The sequence below is a fragment of the Marinobacter sp. es.042 genome (assembly GCF_900188315.1).
GTDB lineage: Bacteria > Pseudomonadota > Gammaproteobacteria > Pseudomonadales > Oleiphilaceae > Marinobacter.
On record NZ_LT897781.1, the window covers coordinates 3,781,269 to 3,800,519 of the forward strand.

General features: G+C 58.6%; 19 protein-coding genes and 1 riboswitch. Of the genes, 11 read left to right on the forward strand and 8 right to left on the reverse strand.

Annotated elements, in window-relative coordinates; all coding sequences use genetic code 11:
• Nucleotides 1-12 precede the first annotated feature (12 nt).
• A complete protein-coding gene (locus CFB02_RS17350; protein ID WP_088559008.1) occupies nt 13-738 on the reverse strand; it encodes an urea amidolyase associated protein UAAP1 in 726 nt (241 codons plus the stop codon).
• Nucleotides 739-796: 58 nt separating this feature from the next.
• Nucleotides 797-903: riboswitch (guanidine-I (ykkC/yxkD leader) on the reverse strand.
• Nucleotides 904-1,278: 375 nt separating this feature from the next.
• Between CFB02_RS17350 and CFB02_RS17355 the strand changes: the two genes are divergently transcribed.
• Nucleotides 1,279-2,799 carry an aldehyde dehydrogenase family protein gene (locus CFB02_RS17355; protein WP_088559009.1) on the forward strand — a complete coding sequence of 507 codons (1,521 nt, stop codon included), beginning with the start codon at nt 1,279-1,281 and terminating at the stop codon, nt 2,797-2,799.
• A gap of 185 nt (nt 2,800-2,984) precedes the next feature.
• Here the strand turns inward: CFB02_RS17355 and CFB02_RS17360 are convergent, their stop codons facing one another.
• Genes CFB02_RS17360 through CFB02_RS17370 form a run of 3 tightly spaced genes read right to left on the reverse strand, consistent with a single transcriptional unit; the run spans nt 2,985 to nt 5,279 of the window.
• On the reverse strand, nt 2,985-3,563 hold the full coding sequence (locus tag CFB02_RS17360; protein WP_088559010.1) for a peroxidase-related enzyme: 579 nt from the start codon (nt 3,561-3,563) through the stop codon (nt 2,985-2,987).
• A 44-nt stretch (nt 3,564-3,607) separates the two neighbouring features.
• The gene (locus CFB02_RS17365) at nt 3,608-4,591 is read right to left on the reverse strand and encodes an MDR family oxidoreductase (protein WP_088559011.1); all 984 of its coding nucleotides are present in this window, start codon (nt 4,589-4,591) and stop codon (nt 3,608-3,610) included.
• A 46-nt stretch (nt 4,592-4,637) separates the two neighbouring features.
• On the reverse strand, nt 4,638-5,279 hold the full coding sequence (locus CFB02_RS17370; protein WP_088559012.1) for a TetR/AcrR family transcriptional regulator: 642 nt from the start codon (nt 5,277-5,279) through the stop codon (nt 4,638-4,640).
• A gap of 323 nt (nt 5,280-5,602) precedes the next feature.
• On the opposite strand from CFB02_RS17370, the gene CFB02_RS17375 reads away from it, so the two are divergent.
• Genes CFB02_RS17375 through CFB02_RS17390 form a run of 4 tightly spaced genes read left to right on the forward strand, consistent with a single transcriptional unit; the run spans nt 5,603 to nt 9,830 of the window.
• Nucleotides 5,603-7,393, forward strand: a complete 1,791-nt coding sequence (locus CFB02_RS17375) for a CotH kinase family protein (RefSeq protein WP_088559013.1) — start codon at nt 5,603-5,605, stop codon at nt 7,391-7,393.
• Nucleotides 7,390-8,148, forward strand: a complete 759-nt coding sequence (locus CFB02_RS17380) for a polyphosphate polymerase domain-containing protein (RefSeq protein WP_088559014.1) — start codon at nt 7,390-7,392, stop codon at nt 8,146-8,148. Before CFB02_RS17375 ends, CFB02_RS17380 begins: the two co-directional genes overlap by 4 nt.
• A complete protein-coding gene (locus CFB02_RS17385; protein WP_088559015.1) occupies nt 8,132-8,716 on the forward strand; it encodes a DUF4956 domain-containing protein in 585 nt (194 codons plus the stop codon). Before CFB02_RS17380 ends, CFB02_RS17385 begins: the two co-directional genes overlap by 17 nt.
• The gene (locus tag CFB02_RS17390) at nt 8,706-9,830 is read left to right on the forward strand and encodes an OprO/OprP family phosphate-selective porin (protein ID WP_088559016.1); all 1,125 of its coding nucleotides are present in this window, start codon (nt 8,706-8,708) and stop codon (nt 9,828-9,830) included. The genes CFB02_RS17385 and CFB02_RS17390 overlap by 11 nt, the downstream gene beginning before the upstream one ends.
• Here the strand turns inward: CFB02_RS17390 and CFB02_RS17395 are convergent.
• The 3 genes from CFB02_RS17395 to CFB02_RS17405 are packed head-to-tail and all read right to left on the reverse strand — an operon-like array spanning nt 9,802 to nt 13,288.
• Nucleotides 9,802-11,172 carry a sensor histidine kinase gene (locus CFB02_RS17395; RefSeq protein ID WP_088559017.1) on the reverse strand — a complete coding sequence of 457 codons (1,371 nt, stop codon included), beginning with the start codon at nt 11,170-11,172 and terminating at the stop codon, nt 9,802-9,804. The two genes, CFB02_RS17390 and CFB02_RS17395, sit on opposite strands and share 29 nt — an antisense overlap.
• A complete protein-coding gene (locus CFB02_RS17400) occupies nt 11,169-11,810 on the reverse strand; it encodes a helix-turn-helix transcriptional regulator (RefSeq protein WP_227519271.1) in 642 nt (213 codons plus the stop codon). The genes CFB02_RS17395 and CFB02_RS17400 overlap by 4 nt, the downstream gene beginning before the upstream one ends.
• Nucleotides 11,810-13,288 (reverse strand): response regulator, encoded by a 1,479-nt coding sequence (locus CFB02_RS17405; protein ID WP_088559019.1) that lies wholly within the window; start codon nt 13,286-13,288, stop codon nt 11,810-11,812. Before CFB02_RS17405 ends, CFB02_RS17400 begins: the two co-directional genes overlap by 1 nt.
• A 192-nt stretch (nt 13,289-13,480) precedes the next feature.
• Here CFB02_RS17405 and CFB02_RS17410 point away from each other — a divergent pair, with 192 nt between their 5' ends.
• The 3 genes from CFB02_RS17410 (at nt 13,481) to CFB02_RS17420 (ending at nt 15,719) form a co-directional block, all read left to right on the forward strand.
• Nucleotides 13,481-13,765 (forward strand): hypothetical protein, encoded by a 285-nt coding sequence (locus CFB02_RS17410; protein WP_008171059.1) that lies wholly within the window; start codon nt 13,481-13,483, stop codon nt 13,763-13,765.
• Nucleotides 13,766-13,832: 67 nt separating this feature from the next.
• Nucleotides 13,833-15,209: a class II fumarate hydratase gene (locus CFB02_RS17415; RefSeq protein WP_014578343.1), complete on the forward strand. Its 1,377-nt coding sequence runs from the start codon at nt 13,833-13,835 to the stop codon at nt 15,207-15,209.
• A gap of 27 nt (nt 15,210-15,236) precedes the next feature.
• Nucleotides 15,237-15,719: a CDP-archaeol synthase gene (locus CFB02_RS17420; protein WP_088559020.1), complete on the forward strand. Its 483-nt coding sequence runs from the start codon at nt 15,237-15,239 to the stop codon at nt 15,717-15,719.
• Here the strand turns inward: CFB02_RS17420 and CFB02_RS17425 are convergent.
• Nucleotides 15,716-16,690 carry a metallophosphoesterase gene (locus CFB02_RS17425; protein WP_041645624.1) on the reverse strand — a complete coding sequence of 325 codons (975 nt, stop codon included), beginning with the start codon at nt 16,688-16,690 and terminating at the stop codon, nt 15,716-15,718. The two genes, CFB02_RS17420 and CFB02_RS17425, sit on opposite strands and share 4 nt — an antisense overlap.
• A gap of 165 nt (nt 16,691-16,855) precedes the next feature.
• On the opposite strand from CFB02_RS17425, the gene chrA reads away from it, so the two are divergent.
• From chrA to msrB, 3 genes are all read left to right on the forward strand, one after another.
• On the forward strand, nt 16,856-18,037 hold the full coding sequence (gene chrA / locus CFB02_RS17430) for a chromate efflux transporter (RefSeq protein WP_088559021.1): 1,182 nt from the start codon (nt 16,856-16,858) through the stop codon (nt 18,035-18,037).
• Nucleotides 18,038-18,149: 112 nt separating this feature from the next.
• Nucleotides 18,150-18,803, forward strand: a complete 654-nt coding sequence (gene msrA / locus CFB02_RS17435) for a peptide-methionine (S)-S-oxide reductase MsrA (protein WP_008171069.1) — start codon at nt 18,150-18,152, stop codon at nt 18,801-18,803.
• Between the two features lie 11 nt (nt 18,804-18,814).
• Nucleotides 18,815-19,240 (forward strand): peptide-methionine (R)-S-oxide reductase MsrB, encoded by a 426-nt coding sequence (msrB, locus tag CFB02_RS17440; protein WP_008171070.1) that lies wholly within the window; start codon nt 18,815-18,817, stop codon nt 19,238-19,240.
• The last annotated feature ends 11 nt before the right edge of the window (nt 19,241-19,251 follow it).

Genomic DNA, 19,251 nt, shown 5'->3' on the forward strand with positions numbered 1-19,251 from the left:
GTCCGGCCTCCGTTACTGGAACAGGTGGTACAGGGCGTTATTGGCGAAGGCCCGGGTGGCCTCGGGGGACGACGTCTTGCAGGGATCGGCATCGGTTACCGGGGCCGCCTTGAACAACTGGTACCGCAGCGGATGGCTGGGATACTCGCTGGCCGGGTTCATCGGATGCGGGCAGGTGTGCAGCACCACGATGGTGTCCATCTCGAAGCGCAGATCCACTATGGCGCCGGCACGGGAATGGTCTTCGGCAAAAGCCATATTGCCGTCGTCGTCGGTTTTCACCTTGCTGAACCAGTTCAGGTTGGCGGTCAGGTCTTTCTTGCCGAGGCCGTATTTAGCCAGTTCGTTCAGGAAACTGGTGAAGCCATTGCGGTGGTAATGGTTGTGAGCTTGCTGATAGGTCTTTAGGCCCCAGCGCTTTTCTACCAGATCGGCGTTGCAGGTGCCGCTGACCGTATCGTTCCAGCCCAGATCATCGCGGATGATGGAGGCAAACACCCGTCCCATGTCCGAGAGCAATACGTGGCCCTTGGTTAGCAGGAAGGTGTGCTGGTTTTTCAGGGTGTCCGGCATGTTGTACCGCTCGAGCGGGTTCTCGGGGTTGTACATCAACATGCCGACGTTGGCACCGCCGGTTTCGTCAATCAGGCGCAGCACATGGCCACGGCGCACGATAAAGGACCAGTGGGATCCGCCGGGAATCAGATCGTCGTAGAGGGGGGCTGCGGTTTGCAACATGGCCTTTTCCTCCTGGTTAGGGCATCTAAAAAAGCGAGAGGCGTCAGTAACTGAGCGATCCTCCCGGGCTTTTGTCCCGCCGTGTAACCTTGGAAAAGGTCGTCAACTCTCGGACCAGTCGCCTGCGTTTATTGGTTGCAGACCGGAACCCTAGTTGACCATTGGTCAGATTGTGGCGCTTTGATTGTGGTTTCAGTAACCGACGTCTCGCTGCGTATTGGATCCTTTGCAGAGTCCATGCCAATCGCTAACTTACTGTTTTTATTGTGGTGGGGTTTGAAGTGTCTGGCAGGTCTGCTTCTTGCCTGGGCGGGCGCACTGTTTTTGTGCATCGATCAGGACCTTTCCTGTGCATTTATTTTCGCAGAGTGATTTCGAAGCCGGGCCACTGGTGGCATGGCCTTCGAGCCATCTACTACCAAGGGAGGAGTTTTTCGCCTCCATCGCATCATTCAAACATCGGGGATTGAGGTCTACATTGAATGAGTAAACGCGAAAGGCCGCGTTGCCCTGCGACAAACACAACAAGAGGTCGAGATCATGATCTACGCACAACCAGGAAAGGATGGCTCCGTCGTTTCTTTCAAATCCCGTTACGAGAACTACATCGGTGGCGAGTGGGTTGCCCCGGTGAAAGGCCAGTATTTCGAGAACATCACACCGGTAACTGGCGATGTTATCTGTGAAATTCCGCGTTCCAGTGCTGAAGATATTGATCTTGCCCTGGACGCAGCGCACAAGGCAGCACCAGCGTGGGGCAAGACGTCACCCACCGAGCGTTCCAACATCCTCCTGAAAATTGCGGATCGTATCGAGGCCAATCTAGAGAAGCTCGCGGTTGCCGAAACCTGGGACAACGGCAAGGCCGTGCGTGAAACCCTGAATGCGGACATTCCCCTGGCAGCGGATCACTTCCGTTACTTCGCGGGTTGTATCCGTGCCCAGGAAGGCCACATGGGTGAAATCGACCACAACACCGTGGCGTATCACTTCCACGAGCCTCTAGGCGTGGTTGGTCAGATTATTCCCTGGAACTTCCCGATTCTGATGGCGGCCTGGAAGCTGGGTCCCTGTCTGGCGGCCGGTAACTGCACCGTGTTGAAGCCGGCCGAGCAGACGCCTGCCAGCATTCTGGTGCTGATGGAAATCATCGGTGACCTGCTGCCGCCGGGCGTGCTCAACATCGTAAACGGCTACGGTATTGAGGCTGGCCAGGCCCTGGCCACCAGCAAGCGTATCGCCAAGATTGCCTTCACCGGCTCCACCCCGGTTGGCTCCCACATCCTCAAGTGCGCGGCCGAGAACATCATCCCGTCCACCGTTGAGCTGGGCGGCAAGTCACCCAACATCTACTTCTCTGACGTGATGAAGGCCGAGCCGGAATTCGTCGACAAGTGTGTGGAAGGTCTGGTTCTGGCGTTCTTCAACCAGGGCGAAGTCTGCACCTGCCCGTCACGGGCGCTGGTCCAGGAAGACATGTTCGAAGAGTTCATGCAGAAAGTGGTTCAGCGCACCAAGGCCATCAAGCGTGGCAACCCGCTGGATACCGACGTTCAGGTTGGCGCTCAGGCGTCCAAGGAACAGTTCGACAAGATCATGTCCTACCTTGCCATTGGTAAGGAAGAGGGCGCTGTGGTTCTGACCGGTGGCGACCGCGAGCATCTGGACGAAGAGTTTAACAACGGCTTCTATATCCAGCCGACCCTGTTCAAGGGCGACAACAAGATGCGCGTGTTCCAGGAAGAAATCTTCGGACCGGTTGTCGGTGTTACCACCTTCAAGACCGAGGAAGAGGCCCTGGCCATCGCCAACGACACCGAGTTTGGTCTGGGTGCCGGCGTCTGGACCCGCGACTCCAACCTCGCCTACCGGATGGGCCGTAATATCCAGGCCGGTCGGGTCTGGATGAACTGCTACCACGCCTACCCGGCTCATGCTGCCTTTGGTGGTTACAAGAAGTCCGGTGTTGGCCGTGAGACCCACAAGATGGCGCTCGAGCACTACCAGCAGACCAAGTGCATGCTGACCAGCTATGACACCAACCCGCTGGGTTTCTTCTGAATTTGTGAGCGGTAAGCGGGCCTCCCACACGGGCCCGCCTGTGAGTCAGCACAGCGGATGTGCACCTTCATTCCCCGGTGTCTGGCCGGGGCGACTCTCTGACGAGAGTTCGGGTTTTTCTGTCACTCTCTTTTGGCCCTTCCCAGGGCCTTTTTTATTGGGGTGGATTTTGGTTTCAATGCGCTTTATCGCCCCAGTGAATAAAACTCTGCGTTAGGCCGCATGTTTGTCACGTTTGCCATCCGATTGGAAAGCCCGAAGAACGCGGCGATGCCGGAGATATCCCAGATATCCTCGTCGTTGAAACCATGACGTTTGAGTTCCTCAAAGTCCGCGTCACACACTTCTTGGGCTTGTTGCGAAACCTTGATTGCGAAATCAAGCATGGCTTTCTGGCGCTCAGTGATGTCGGCCTTTCGGTAGTTCACGGCGACCTGGTCTGCGATCTCCGGGTTCTTTTCACGGATGCGCAGAATAGCGCCATGGGCCACCACGCAATACTGGCACTGGTTCAGGTTGCTGGTAGCGACGACGATCATCTCGCGTTCGCCCTTGGTGAGGTTGCTGTCTTTTTCCATCAGGGCATCGTGGTAATCGAAGAAGGCGCGAAACTCGGCGGGGCGATGTGCCAGTACCAGAAAGACATTGGGGATAAACCCCGACTTTTCCTGAACGGCGAGAATCTTCTCCCGAATGTCCTCCGGAAGTGATTCAAGCGACGGAACCTGGAATCGGCTTATTGGTTGTTCGGTGGATGAGCTCATAACAATTCCTTTAACGGCGGTTTTATGATTCAAGAAGTTTCGGTTCAGCCTGCGACCGGTACGACGATACGCCCACGAACCTTGCCGTCCAGCAGTTGGCTCGCACCTTCGATGGCGTCTTCAAAGGGTATTTCCGTGATCATGCGCTCGAGCAGATCGATGTCGAGATCCTCCGACAGGCGCTTCCAGGCTTCGAGTCGCTCAGCTTTGGGCGCCATCACGCTGTCCACGCCACACAAAGTCACACCCCGAAGAATGAACGGGGCAACGGTGGACGGGAAGTCCATGCCGGCCGCCAGACCACAGGCTGCGACGACGCCACGGTATTTCATGCCGGCACAGACATTGGCCAGCACCTGTCCACCGGCCACATCAATGGCGCCGGCCCAGGTCTCGCGCACCAGGGGTTTGCTTGGTTCACTCAGCTCAGCGCGATCGAGGATGTTTCCGGCCCCCAACGACTTCAGATAGTCTGCTTCCTCGGATCGGCCGGTCACCGCGGTCACGGAATAACCCCGCTTGGCCAGCAGCGCCACCGCAATGCTTCCAACGCCGCCGGTTGCCCCGGTCACCAGGATGTCCCCGGAATCAGGTGTTACGCCATTCTTTTCCAGTGCCATGACACAAAGCATGGCGGTATAGCCGGCGGTGCCGATGGCCATGGCCTGTCGAGGAGAAAACGCCTTGGGCAGAGGAATCAGCCAGTCACCGGAAACACGGGCTTTCTCGGCCAGGCCGCCCCAGTGTTTCTCGCCAACGCCCCACCCGTTCAAGACAACCGGGTCGCCTGCCTTGAAGTCTGCATGCGTGGAGCTTGATACGGTGCCGGCAAAGTCGATGCCTGGAATCATCGGATACTGTTTCACGATCGGTGACTTTCCGGTGATGGCCAGAGCATCCTTGTAGTTCAAGGTTGAGAAGGCTACGTCCACGGTAACGTCGCCTTCGGGCAGCTCTGATTCTTCTATGGATGTCAGTGACACTTTTTGGTCGCCGCGTGATCCTTCAATGAGTATGCCTTTAAACATGTTGTCTCCCTCGTTTGGGTAGTAGAAGGCGGTTTTTCAGTCCAGGTCATGCCCCGCGCAGGAGCGAACGGAATCCCTGGGCGAACTGATCCAGTGGTTCTGGTGATTGGTCCAGCTTTGCTCGCAATACAGCGCCTTCCCAGCCAATCCAGAAGAAGTGGGCCATTTGATCGCACTCTAGATGCTTGGCAATCTCGCCGGTCTGCTGGGCGTCCCTCAGAACCTCAGTGGTGCGGTGCTCCCAGTCCCTGAAAACGCTCTGTAGCAGATCCCGGAAACCCTCAGGCAGTGCAGTCATTTCCTGCCCCAGGTTGCCGATCAGGCAGCCGCGACGATATTCGAACCGGCCCATACCCGCTTTGGCATCTTCAACGAAGGCGTTAAGACGCTGCAGGGGAGTGAGGGTGCGGTCCTGAAACCATCGATCAAGTTTGCCCGCAAAATATCGACCGTAGGCTTCGATCAGGATCTTCCCGAAAGACTCCTTGTTGTCGAAATAGTGGTAGAAAGAGCCTTTCGGTACGCCGGCCTTGCGCAGAATTTCGTCGATTCCTGTGTACGAGTAGCCTTTCTCCGTGAGTACCTGGAGGCCTACGTTGATGAGCGTTTGCCGGGTATCCCTGAAATTCGAATCTGCGGTCTTAGGAGGACGTCCCCGTTTTCGCTTTATATCTGCTGTCTGGTTCATCTTCTCGACTCGATTTAGACCGATCGTCTAATTAATTTATGAATTAAAATAGACCGGGCGTCTAATAAAATCAAGTCAATTTGCGATGGAGTGCAATTCGGGCGTGATTGGGAGTCGCTCCAGAATCTCGCCTATGGCTTTGAGGACGATTCTCCAAGTTGGCTCAGAGCCCTGATGACCAGCTTGCTGACCTCTGCCTCGGCCTGACCCCTTCTCGCCAGTCCTGTAAGACCTTCTTACATACACTCTGAAGCGCTTCGCGAAATACTCCCTCAACCGGTCTCCGATACCGGCAGGTTTCAAAACATCTGAGGGAGTAACAGATGAAAACAACAACGATTGGCCGGAAAGCCGGCAGTGGATTTGGGCATTGGTGGCTGGCAATGATCGCCGCTGTGCTATTGGCCGGTTGCGGCGGTGGGGGCGGCGAGACGGAGGTGTCCAGCCCCTCGGATTTCGAACCCCCGGCGGAGCCCGTGAACATAGGGGGCGATGTCGAGCTTTATGATCCCGAGCGGCTGATTGATGTGTCGGTCACTATGAGCTCCGCCGATTTCAGCAAACTGAAATCGGAAGCCCGAACCCTGGCCAGCACCGACCGGGAATGTGTGCCCGAGTTCGAATACACGGAATTCACGGCCAGCGTCACCATCGACGGTGACCGCATGGACCGGGTGATCGTGCGCAAGAAGGGCTACATGGGCTCCCTGAGCCCCAGTATCCCCTCTCTCAAGCTGGACTTTAACGATCTCTGGCCTGGTCGCACCTATCAGAACATGACCCGGATGACCCTGAACAATAACCGCCAGGACCCCTCTAATGCCCGCCAGTGCATGGCCTATGACCAGTTCCGGCAGGCCGGGCTCGCGGCGCCGAAATGCAATTACGCCAGAGTGTCTGTCAATGGCGAGGATCTGGGTGTGTTTACCAATGTCGAGCCGATCAAGAAGCCCTTTCTGGCACGGGCATTCGGGGACGACGACGGTAACCAGTACGAAGCCCAAACGGCGGACTTCGGTACCTGGCTGAGCCAGCGTTTCGAGAAAAAGACCAACGAAAAAGAAAACGACCGGACTGACCTGCAGGCCGTTACCGATGCTCTGGCGTTACCCGATGAGCAGATGGTGAATGTATTGCCGCAGCTGGTGGATGTGGATGAATTTATCCGGTTCTGGGCGATAGAAACCCTGCTGGGCGCCTGGGATTCCGCCACTGGCAACGCCAACAATTTTCACATCTATCGGGACCCCGGAGACGGCCTGTTCCATTTTATTCCCTGGGGCGCTGATACGGCGTTTCGTGGGGCGCATCCCCTGAAGCCGCTCACGGGGGTGCTGTATCGCAACTTCTCGCTGGCGGACCGGTTTTTCAACATTCCCGAGTACCGGGCGCGCTATGTGGCCGAGCTTGAAGACCTGCTGGCCACCCAGTGGGATGAGGCCGATTTGCTGGCGGAAGTGGAGCGGATACGTGAACTCACCGGAACCAGCGCGGAGGCGACTGCCAGCCTGAAAGCTTTCATTGGTGGCCGCGGCGTGGCCAGTGATGACGATTTCCGGCCTGCCCGTCGAGCTGTTGTTGAACAGGCCATCGCCGAGGAAACGGCCTCCGGGGAAGTGTACCGGCTTGCGGACACGCAACCGGATTGCAGCGTGCCGGCGACAACCAGCTTGACCGGCACCATCAAGTCCGAGGACCGTGCCGACACAGGTGCCTTCCGCTTTACGCTGCCGGGAGGTCGGGCGGTGAACGCGAGCCTGACTTTTGCCGCCTTCGAGGTGGACAGCCTGGTTTACTCGGTTGATCGCGAATCAAAGCCGGCGGTGATCAGCCTCCTGCTGATTGGCGTGGATATCAACGACAATTTCACACCCTATGTGCTTCAACTGTTTATCGAGGCATCCGATTACGTGCCGGGCACACACGAGTTCCATGGCTTTGCCACCAACGCTCTGTTGTTTGAGGTGGATGAAAGCCAGCCCGGGGACGTGCGTGCCCTGGCCCTTGGCGCAGAGGGCAGTATTACTGTCATCGGGGCGGGCTCCGGGGCCAGTGAGGGCGACGTGGAACTGAGCCTGAACGCCACCCTGGAATACGATTCGGCGATTCGATGAACATGGCTGTCGCCAGCCCGCTGGAAGGATTCCGCGGGCATTGTCTGGCCGAGCAGATGCAGGCTCGTTTGATGAATCGGGTCGACACCAAGTTTCTGGTGCCCGCATACCTGCTGGATGCCTGTCTGCGTGGATTGGAGCACCATTACTCCATCCTGGAGATCGACGGGCGCCGGCGGTTCACCTACGACACCCTGTATTTCGATACACCGGAACGCCAGCTATACCTGGATCACCACAACGGCAAGTTGAACCGGTTCAAGCTCCGTATCCGGCACTATCGCGAAACCGGGGACAGCTTCCTGGAGGTCAAGAAAAAGAACAACCGGGACAGAACCATCAAGAACCGTTTGCCGCTGACATCGCAAACCTTTGCGAGCAGCCGGGTGGTCCTTTTCCTTGAAGAGCAATTGGGCCGACCGGTGGCAGGGATGCTGCCGGCTCTTTTTGTCGGCTACCGCCGGATGACCTTCATGAGCGCACAGGGGACCGAGCGCATTACGGTGGATACAGGGCTGGGTTTTTACTCGGCCGACCGTCGCAGCGGTCTGTGCCTGCCTGATGTTGCCGTTTTCGAGGTCAAGTACGATCGCAAGGTCCCATTTTCCCCTTTCCTGGAACGTCTTGGTCAGCTCGGCTGCCGCCCCGTGCAGTTCAGCAAATACTGCATCGGCACAAGCCTGTTGTTCGGCCACGAATGCAAAACCAATCGCTTCAAACCGCTGTTAAGGAGACTTCATGGAATCTGCTGTTGATGTCCATTTTGCGATCCGGCTTTTGATCAATACCGCCTCCGTGTTTGTGCTGATTCGCTGCTACTACGCGTTTTCTCGTCACCGGGAGAATGCCGCCTCGTTCATTCTGTTTGGTGTCGGCGTTTTCCTGGTGACCGCATTGCTGCATTCGGTCACCGTCACCATGGGCTTTGCCTTCGGTCTGTTCGCCGTTTTCTCGATGCTCCGGTACCGAACCGAAGCCCTGGGCATAAAGGAAATGACCTACCTGTTTCTGGTGATCGCCATGGCCCTGCTGGCAGCAGTTGGCAACATGCACCACCTGGAGCTGGTGTTTCTGAACCTGCTGGTCATTGTTCTGGCGCTGGTGCTCGAAACCCGTGTGCTTTTGCCGCGACACAGTGAGAGAGAGGTGGAGTACGAAAAGATCGAGAACGTTCACCGGGACCGCCGGGAGTTGCTCATCGCGGACCTGCGAGAACGCACCGGTCTGGATGTGTTCCGGGTGGATGTGGTGTCTGTCAGCTATCTGAGGGACACCGCCATGCTACGTATGCACTTCCATCAGGAGGGCGATCATGCTCGCTGAGCTGAAATGGGCGTGGCTGGTGATCGGTCTGACACTGGCGTTCATGGCCCAGCCCCTGTTTGCTGTGGCTTCCCCTGTCGAAGCAGAAGTGGGCGGTTACGTCGCCGCCGGCGTCGACCATTACGGGTCATTTTATGATGAAGACGGTGAGCGCAGCACAACCCGGGGCGTCCTGAGAAATGCGAAAATTGAACTGGAACTGGCCTTGGGCAAGCGCTGGGAGGCAGAGCTGGATGGCAGCTACAAGATTGAAGGCGACAAGAAAGAGCTGGATCTGGGCGATGCCTATCTCCTGTATGACGGGGAGAGCCGTTTCGAGGCTCAAATTGGGCGCTTCAAGGAGCCTTTTGGCCTGGAACGCCTCGCCAGCTACACCAGCCTGAACACCAGCGAGCGTTCGCTGGTGACCTCGGCGTTCGCACCGGGGCGTTCCATCGGTGTTATGGCGGGGCAGTACCGCAAACGCGGCACCTGGTCCCTGGGCCTGTTCACCGATGAGCCCGATGGTGGCTCCACTCACGCCATAACCGCGAGACTGACCCGTGCCCCCATTCGTTCAGAAAGCCAGACCCTGCATCTGGGAGCCGCGGCCTCTTATCGTGATCTCGGCGACAGCCGCTTTCAGATCAAGGATGAGGGGGAGGTGTTCAGTGCCGACAATGTTGTCCGCAGCCCACGATTCGAGGCCGGTGATGCCTGGCTGGCAGGTCTCGAGGCCGCCTGGCTTTGTCATCGTCTGACCCTCGTGGCGGAGGCCATGGCTCAGAGCGTGCGTCGAACCGACGGGTCACGCTGGCAGTTCGGTGGCGCCTACCTCCAGGCCGGTGTGTTCCTGACCGATGATCGCCGCCATTACAGCCGGGGTGAGTTTGACCGGATAGAGCCCCGGCACCGGGCGGGCGCCCTGGAGCTGGTCGCACGGCACAGTGCTGTGGACCTGAGAGACCGGAACCTGGGCGCCGAGGCGAGTGTGACGCTGCTGGGTCTTGCCTGGTATCTGGGCGAGTTGTTCCAGCTGCGCCTGAATTACCTGATGCCGGATATTCGCGGCAATACCCTGATGGCCGCGCCAGACGGAGACGCTGTTACCCTGCGTGCTGTGCTGCGGTTCTAGGCAGCGTGAGGGTCACCTGCGTCCACTGGCCGGGTTCGCTGGTAATCGACATGTTGCCCTTGTGATGACGCATGATGGTCTGACAGATGCTGAGGCCCAGCCCCAGGTTGTCCGGTGTATCACTGGTGGAATAGAACGGATCAGTGAGCCGCTTGATATCGTCTGGCGCGATGCCCTGGCCGTTGTCCCGAATTACGATTCGATGGGTACTGTCAGCGCTTTCGGCCGTTATCTCGATTTTGCCGGGCTGCCGGTTTTTGCTGACGGCAGAGACGCCATTGAGCAGCAGGTTTACGAACACCTGGGTCAGGGCAGATGGATAGCAGGGAACGGTCGTCCCGGCCGGGATGTCAGTCTGAAGCTCGACACCTCGTAGCTGATGCTGGCAGAAGCGGGTGGCGGTGGTCACCAGTTTGCCGAGGTCTGCCGTTTCCAGGCTGTGTTCAGGGACGGGGCGGGAAAACTCGATCAGGTCAGACACAATATCGGCAATGCGTTTCTGGTGGGTGCTAGCGTCGGTCAGGGCGTCTGCGACCTCGACATCCCGGTTTACCGAGTTGGCAAAATCCACGGCCTGGCTGGCGCAGTTCAACGGGTTCATGATCTCGTGCAGCAGCCCCTTGGCCATATGGCTCAGGGCCTGATGTTTCTGTTCCTGGGCCAGTCTTTCTTCCGTTGATTTCAGGGTTTCCAGAGTGCGGGAAAGTTGTCGATTCCGGTCTCGGAGCAGGAATTGAAGCGCCAGCAGGTTGCGCAGGAACTGCGACAGGAACCAGGCCGATAGCGGTGCGACCACCAGGCACATCAGAATCAGCCAGTTGGTCAGAATGCCGATCAGGGTGTCGCTTACCTGAGTGCTGTCGACCGCCACGAACGTGGCGAGTATCAGCAGTGTCAGGTTGATCAGGATAATCACGCTGGTGTGGAACAGGGACAGGGTAATGATGCCCACGGAGCTGATGAAAAAGAACAAGCCCACGATGGGAGCGAGCGACGCGCCCGTTGTCATGTATCCCAGGTAGCTGAACGCCGCCATGTTGAAAAACACCAGGTAGACAATCATCGGCGCTGACCGGCGCAGGCGCGTGAACCGGTGAGCGGCGATCAGACCGGTCAGAATCGCGGTGTAGATTAGGTAGATGCCGAATACGTCCGGTGCATCCGGGTTCAGGGCCAGGCCCCCGAGAAACAGCAGGGTACCGATAAAGGCAATCACCAGGTAAACGTCGGCGAACAGGGGCAGCACCCGGTACCGATACTGGGTGTGGTAGAAGCGTTCGAAGCGTCGCTGTCGGTAGGCGGGCAGCTGGCGGATCTGATCCATCCCGGAAAGCAGTTTCACTCGGCGGCTCCGTGTTGGTGTCGTTGCATAAAGAGAATGAGCTCGGGCAGGCGCTCGAAGCCCAATTTCACGAAAATCCGGTCCTTGTAGGAATGCACCGTCTTGCAGGAAACGCCAAGCCTGCCTGCAATATCGCGTACCGGCAGCCGGCTGGCCATCAGCTGTGCCACTTCCCGCTCCCGTCCGGACAAGGCCTGATAGGCGAGCATGGCGGCCGGTGCTGGTTCCTGTTGCCAGTTGCCGACATAAACCTGCCCGTTTCGAATGTAGAACAGCGTCTTGATTAACTCCTGCACTGGCTGGTCCTTTGACAGCACGGCCTTGATGCCTGCTTCCAGATAGATCGCCATCCGCCCGCTGCTGACCGGCGTGTCGGATATCAGCAGCACGGACAATGACGGATTCACCGCCAATGCATGCTCGGCGATGGTGAGCCCGTCGTTGTCCTGCAGGTTTTCCTCAATCAGCAGTACCGAAGGGGTGGCCGTCTTCAGCCGATCGAGCGTTGCCACTCCGGTCTCCGATTCGCCAACCAGTTCGACCTCATCGTGCAAGAGGATCTGGAATAACAGGCTGTCACGGAGCAGTCGCTGCCCCATGGTGACGTACAACCTGAGCCTGCGCTGACCTGACGCCATCAGTCTGCCCTGGCCGGCAGATGGAGACTCAATCGAAGACACTGGTCGCCTCCGGTCACGTCGATATCGCCAGCAAGCAGTCGGGTGCTTACGAAGAGCATCAGAAGAGCGCTCTGCTGCTCCAGCAGGGGGCGGGATAGACGGGTGATTGGCGCCAGCAGATGGCTGTACATGTGAAGCGGGCTGGCGCTGGTGACCATGAGACCGCTCTCGGTCCGGGTCAATTCCAGAGCAGAGCGCTCCAGCCCGGAGGCCTTCATCAGGGTTGCCAGTGCCTGGCAAAGGGCCATCAACGGTGTTTGTGTTTCGCTCGTGCCTGCCGGGTTCTCCAAGGCGTCCGTGAGAGCCTGGTCAAAGGCTTGCCGGTTCTGGATGCCGTGCACCTGGCCTGGCTGAAGGGTGCACAGCTGTCGGCCCACCATTCCGGCAAAGTCTCTTACAAGATTATGCTCAAGCGCGGTTTCCCGGCTTGCGCGCAGATGGGGTGGCTGGGCAGGAAGTGTGCGGACAGTTGCCAGGGCGTCCAGAAAGTCGGCGGTGATCGGTTCGCCGGTAAAACCGTCGACTCGCTCGTTCAGATGTTCAAGCAGTCTGGCTCGTCGTTGCTGGCGAAGCTCCGCGAACTGTTGTTCTGCGATTGAGCGTGAACGGTCTCTTGCAGAGACCAGGGTGCGATGTTGGACAAGAGCCTTGCGGAAGAGCGACAGCAATTCGGCTGCGTTCCATGGCTTTTTCTGATAGCGGAAGATCCGGCCCTCGTTAACTGCATCCATGGCCACATCAACCTCGCCCCAGGCTGACGTGAGAATTCGGACAATGGTCGGGTGCGACTGTCGTAGTTCGTCCAGCAGCTCTTTGCCATGCATCCCGGGCATTCTCTGGTCTGTCATCACCACCGCGACATCGCTGTCTTTCTGCAATACAAGCTGAGCCTCTTCTGCGCTGATGGCGCTCAGCACGCGGAATTCGTCCTGCATGCGCTCCAACTGCATCGACAGATAACGGATGGCAGTCGGTTCGTCATCCACAATCAGAATCGCCGGTTTCGGGCCCTCGTGGGCCTCGCTGGTATCCGGAGAGAGCGTTTGTCCTTCGCGGGTGAGCGCGGCTGTGAGAACGTGCGACCGGATAACATCGGGATTGACCGGCTGTTCGAAGCAGCGATCGACCAGCTGATGGTCCAGCAGTTTCACGAGAAGGTTCAGCGCAATGGCATCTCCTATGAGGATCTTCAGAATCCGGGGGTGGTGGTCCCTGGCCTGTGCTAGTAGCGACGACTCAAGATAGTCATCAGCGCGGTTCGGAAGCAGAACGATGGCGGTTGGTATGGTGGGAGCCGAGGGCAGGTAGTCGAGTGCCCCCTGGTCAGTGGCGAACGCGCGAATAACGAAATCGCTGGCAAACAAGGTTTCGAAGTGCTGTCGGTCCTGGTTGTCGTCATACCGGAGAAGGATCTCCGCCGCTCCGCTGGTCGCCATGATTACTCTGTATCCTGTTAATGGGGTAGGGAAGAGATTAGCAACAACAGTGGCTTAGCGGTGTAGGAGCTTCCTACAGGAGTGCCTTTGACGGCAATGAAAACCTGGTTCTGTGACAGCCTTGGCACTATGGACTGTCCTGGCGTCAGGAGCGACTACACTTACCAGAGGCTCATCGAAAGGGAGATAACCATGACAGTTCCTGAGAATGGTCTGACGAATCACGAAGTCACCATCTGCCTGGCTGGCGGTGCCGTGCTGGGTCCGTTCAATGCGACCTGGAGCAAGGATTCCGGTGGGGATGTGCGTGAACTGGTCCGCGAGTACGATGCGTTTCTGCAGGGTGAAAAGCAGCACCGTTACAAGTTTCACCTGCACGACACCTACACCAACACCGTTCATACCTTGATCCTCAATTTTGAACAGGTTACGGGCATCTGCGACCATGTCCGGCTTAGATCCCAGGGCGGCGGCTGAGCCATGGCCGGGCCCCTGGTGTACACGCCAAGAAGCCCACAGTGCAAATGCACGGACAGGAGGGAATATGAGCGAATTCAGAACGGAAACCGACAGCCTAGGGGACGTCCAGGTACCTGCTGATGCGCTCTGGGGCGCTCAAACCCAGCGCGCGGTGGAAAACTTCCCGGTCAGTGGCCAGCCGATGCCTCAGCCGTTTATTGCCGCCGTTGCCCAGATCAAGCGTGCAGCCGCCGAGGCCAATACCAGCCTGGGCCTGCTGGACAACGATCTGCGGGATGCGATCTCCCAGGCTTGCGAAGATCTGGTGAAGGGCGAGTACGCGGATCAGTTTCCGGTAGACCGCTACCAGACCGGCTCCGGCACCAGCACCAATATGAATGTTAACGAGGTGATCGCCAGTATCGCCCGCAACGCAGGCTTCGAGGTGCACCCGAACGATCATGTGAACATGAGCCAGAGCTCCAACGACGTGATTCCAACGGCGATCCACGTGAGTGCCGTGATTGCAGCCAAGGAGAAGCTGCTGCCGGCGCTGTCGCATCTTTGCGGTGTGATCTACGAGCAGGAAGCGGCATTTTCCAGCCAGGTAAAAACCGGCCGCACCCACCTGATGGATGCCATGCCGGTGACCCTCGGCCAGGAGTTGAAAACCTGGCGCGAACAGCTTCTGGCCGTGGAAAAACGGGTAGAAGCCGCAGCTGATGAGCTGTTGGCCGTTCCCCAGGGCGGCACGGCGGTGGGTACCGGAATCAATGCGCTACCGGAATTTCCGGGCCAGTTCGTCAAGTTCCTGCGGGCTAACACCGGCTATCCTTTTACGTCGCTCGATCACAAATTCACCGGCCAGAGCGCGGTGGATGCCCCGGTGGCCCTCTCCGCACAATTGCGCGGCGCAGCCATCGTGCTTACCAAGATCGCCAACGATCTGCGCTGGATGAACAGCGGCCCCATTCACGGCCTGGCTGAAATCAGTCTTCCGGCATTGCAACCGGGCAGCAGTATCATGCCGGGCAAGGTCAATCCGGTCATACCGGAGTCCGTGGCCATGGTCGGCGCCCAGGTGATGGGGCTGGACAGCGCCGTGGCCATTGCCGGTCAGTCTGGTAATTTCCAGCTCAACGTCATGCTCCCTCTGGTGGGCGGTAACCTGCTGGACATGACCGATTTGCTCGCCAATGCGGCCATCATGCTGGCGGACAAGGCGATCAAGGATTTCACGGTCAATGCCGACAACCTGAATGCGGGCGTGGGCAAGAATCCTGTACTGGTGACAGCGCTTAATCCCGAGATCGGCTACAGTCTGGCGGCAGACATCGCCAAGGAGGCGTATAAAACTGGCCGGCCAGTCATCGATGTGGCGGAGGAGCGCAGCGGCCTGAGCCGGGAGCGGCTCGAGGAGTTGATGGATCCGCTCAAGCTGACCCGGGGCGGTATCGCCTGATCGGTCGTTTCAGAGGGGCGCAAACGCTTGCTGATCATCCTGGAGCTGTTTGTGATGCTGGTGCTGGCCAACGGCACGCCGGTGGTTGCGGCCGGGCTGCTGAAAAACCGCTGGTCGGCCCCGGTGGACGGCGGTCGACTGCTGTCCGATGGTCGCCCCGTATTTGGTGAAAGCAAAACCTGGCGGGGTGTTGTATCCGGTGCACTGGCTTGCGGGCTTTTTGCGCTGTTTACCGGGCTGGGATTCGTGTTCGGGCTTCTGTTCGGCCTGCTGGGGCTGGGAGGAGATCTTCTGAGCAGCTTCATCAAGCGTCGAATGGGTTTGGAATCGAGTGCCCGGGCTGTCGGGCTGGATCAGATCCCGGAAGCCCTCCTGCCCATGCTGCTGGCGATGTGGTGGCTACCGGTGAGCCTGTGGGTAGTGTTGGTTGTCGTGATGGTTTTTACCCTGTCCAACATCTATGGCTCACCGCTGCTCTACCGTCTCGGTATACGCCGGCAGCCCCACTAAACCGGGCCGCGAGTCAGGGTGTGAAGGGTGACTTCCGGCGGGCAGTTCAGGCGAACGTTTACCACGGACGTTCCGGAACCCGGTGAGGTGTAGCCCTGCATGCCGTTCATTCGCCAGTAACCTCGACCGAGTGTGCGCGGGCAGTCAGAGTCGAGAGTCACCGGTATACCGCCGGGCAGGCAGATCTGGCCGCCGTGTGTGTGGCCGCAGAGAAAGACGTCGTAACCGGCGTGGGCAGCCTCGCGCCAGATCTCCGGCGTATGGCTGAGCAGGATGCTGGTGCCTCCCGCAGGGATATTGTCCCCCGCCTGGTGCAGGTTGTGGACCTTGAAGAAGTGGGCGTCGTCCACACCCGCGAGGTACAGGGTCTGGCCCTCCCGTTCAATGGGCGCCATTTCGTTCATCAGGAGTTGGTAACCCATGTCTTCCAATGCCGGTACCATGCGAACGCTGTCGTGGTTACCCAGAACCGCATAGGGCTTGCTTTTAATACCGTCTCTCAGCCGCGCCATGCCGTCCAGTGCGCCCTCAATCGGGCCCCACGTGAGTTTCCGGTAGTCGCCGGTCAACACGCACAGATCGTAGTCTAACGGTTCGATCTGGCGCAGGACTGCCTGCAGGTTGGCTTCGTCCATGTCTACGTGCAGGTCGGTCAAATGCAGAATGCGAAAGCCCTCGAAGGCTTCCGGCAGGCCGGGAAGCTGGAAATGATTGTGCACGGTGTTCAGACGCCGGCTGTTGCTCTGGCCCCGGCCCCAAAGGCCGACCATGCGCAAACAGGTACGGATAAAGCCGGGCGCCGTGGCCCAGTTTTCCAGATGGAATGAGCTGTGATCCTGCCCGAATACCTTCGCTTCAGCTTCCCGTTCAATGCCGAGCCTCTGGCGGGCGTGAACAGGGCCGAGCCTCAGGCTCAGGCGGTATTCCAGGAGTTCATCCTGGTTCTCCGGTGTACGAGCCCTTGCCGTCATTCTTCTTCCCTTATATGCCGAGCCGGGCATGGCCGAGGTACTAAGTGGCAAACCCTGTCTTTCATTATGGATCGCCCTCGAAGGTATGCAACCAAAACGACACAATGTTCATGTTTGATGACACACTGACGGTTAAGCCAGCGGAGCAACAGACTCAGGAGTTTTATGACGGAACCATCGAGTGATGACAGGCTGTCGTTCAGCCAGATTTTCCTGCTGTTCCTTCGGCTGGGGCTGACGTCGTTTGGTGGTCCGGCAGCGCATCTCGGATTCTTTCACGATGAATTTGTCAAACGTCGGCGGTGGCTCTCAGACAGTGCCTACGCAGAAGTTGTGGCCCTCTGCCAGTTGCTGCCGGGACCGGCCTCCAGCCAGGTCGGTCTGACTATAGGGTTCCTGCGCGGCCATTACCGCGGCGCACTCGCAGCGTGGCTGGGGTTCACCCTGCCATCGGCGGTGATCATGATTGGTCTTGCGTTGGGGTTGAACGCTTGGCCAGAGGCCAGCAGTGGCGGCTGGGTGCAGGGTCTCAAGTTGTTTGTGGTGGCGGTGGTGGCCCAGGCGGTCTGGCAGATGGGAAAAACCCTGTGCCCGGACCGTCCCCGAATCGCCATGGCGTTGCTGGTAGCGGTGATCCTTCTAATGATGGGCGAAACCTGGATGCAGATACTGGCGCTGGTCATTGCCGGGGCTGTGGGTTCCTTTCTGGGGTTGGGGAGCGGAGAGGCATCTGAGCCGCTGCATGTGCCGCTACAATCCCGGAAACCTGCGCTTTTTGCAGGGGCCTTTTTGATTCTGTTGTTGGTTTCGTTCCTGCCTCAGGCCACCGGCAGTCTTGGCTGGATAGGCGCTGAAATGTACCGGGCCGGTGCCCTGGTGTTTGGCGGCGGACATGTAGTGCTGCCCTGGCTGCAGGAGGGCTTCGTGGCCTCCGGTGCCATGCCGGCGGACACCTTTCTGGCGGGGTATGGCGTTGCCCAGGCTATGCCGGGGCCGCTGTTTTCCTTTTCAGGATTTCTGGGTGGCTCACAGGCCGGCGTTCTCGGTGGTGTGATTGCGGTACTGGCTGTGTTCCTCCCCGGAACCCTGCTGGTATTTGCCGGTCTTCCCCTATGGAGTTGGCTTCGGGAGCATCATCGCGCCCGGTCAGCACTGGCCGGGGTGAATGCAGGCGTAGTGGGGTTGTTGCTGGCGGCTCTCTACGATCCGGTCTGGGTCTCCGCCGTCCACGGTGCGCAGGACCTGGCACTCGTGCTCGCCATTTGGGTCTGTCTCGCTGTCTGGCGGGTTCCGGTCTGGCTACTGGCGCCGCTGAGTGCGCTGGCTGGAGTGATCCTGCTGTCCTGATCAGCGTACATATGATCCTCTCTTCCTGAGCCGGCACACGGGTTGGCAAATCAGCAGGTTTCCAGCCACAATCGAGCGATTAAAGGCAGATAATTCGAACGCAGAGGTTACCATGACGACATCCTGCAGTATCCCGGGTCTCAACGTACCCCGTAGCCGTTTTCCCGACCCTGAACAGGACCTGCCGGCGGCCGAGGGCGAACAGCGTGTCGTGCTGGCTGGCGGCTGTTTCTGGTGCGTGGAAGCCGTTTTCCTGGCCATCGATGGCGTAACCAGCGTTGAGTCCGGTTACGCCGGCGGTCACGCCAGCTCTGCCAATTATGAGGCCGTATGCTCAGGTACTACCGGCCACGCAGAAGTGGTGGATGTTCACTATGATCCTGCCAGGGTCAGTTTTGGCGAACTGCTGAAGGTGTTCTTCTCGGTTGCTCACGATCCCACCCAGTTGAACCGCCAGGGCAACGACCGGGGCACCCAGTACCGCTCGGCTGTGTTCTATGAAACTGCCGAACAGCGGCGGGTAGCCGAGGCCTACATCCACCAGCTCAATCAGGCCGAGGTGTACCCGGATCCGATAGTGACCACGCTGGAGCCGCTGGAGGCGTTTTACCCGGCAGAAGAGTACCACCAGAATTTTGCTGCCCGGAATCCCTACCAGCCATACATCATGGCCGTGGCCGCCCCGAAAATGGAAAAGCTTGTAGACAGTTATCCTGATCGCCTGAAGCCGGAATTTACAGACAACGACGCAGGCAGCACCGCCTGAGGAGGCAGACTATGGGAGTTTCCGCTGCAGGTTATGACCTGACACCACTAAACGAAGCACAGGTTGAGGAGAAAGCTGCAGATCTGACATCGGAAGAGCGGCGCGTACTGCTCGACCATGGCACCGAGCATCCGTTCTGCGGAACCTTGCTGGATAACAAAAAAGCCGGTGTTTACCACTGCCGGCTCTGTGATTTGCCTTTGTTCAGCTCGGACTCGAAGTTTGACTCAGGAACCGGCTGGCCAAGTTTCTTCCAGCCCTTTGATCCGGAGCATATCCGCTACATTGAGGACACGAGTCTTGGCATGACCCGCACCGAAATCCGCTGTCCCCGTTGCGACAGCCATCTCGGCCATGTCTTTCCTGACGGCCCGCCGCCAACCGGGCAGCGCTACTGCCTGAATTCGGTTGCCATGGTGTTTCAGGAAAACGCTTAGAATGAAAAAAG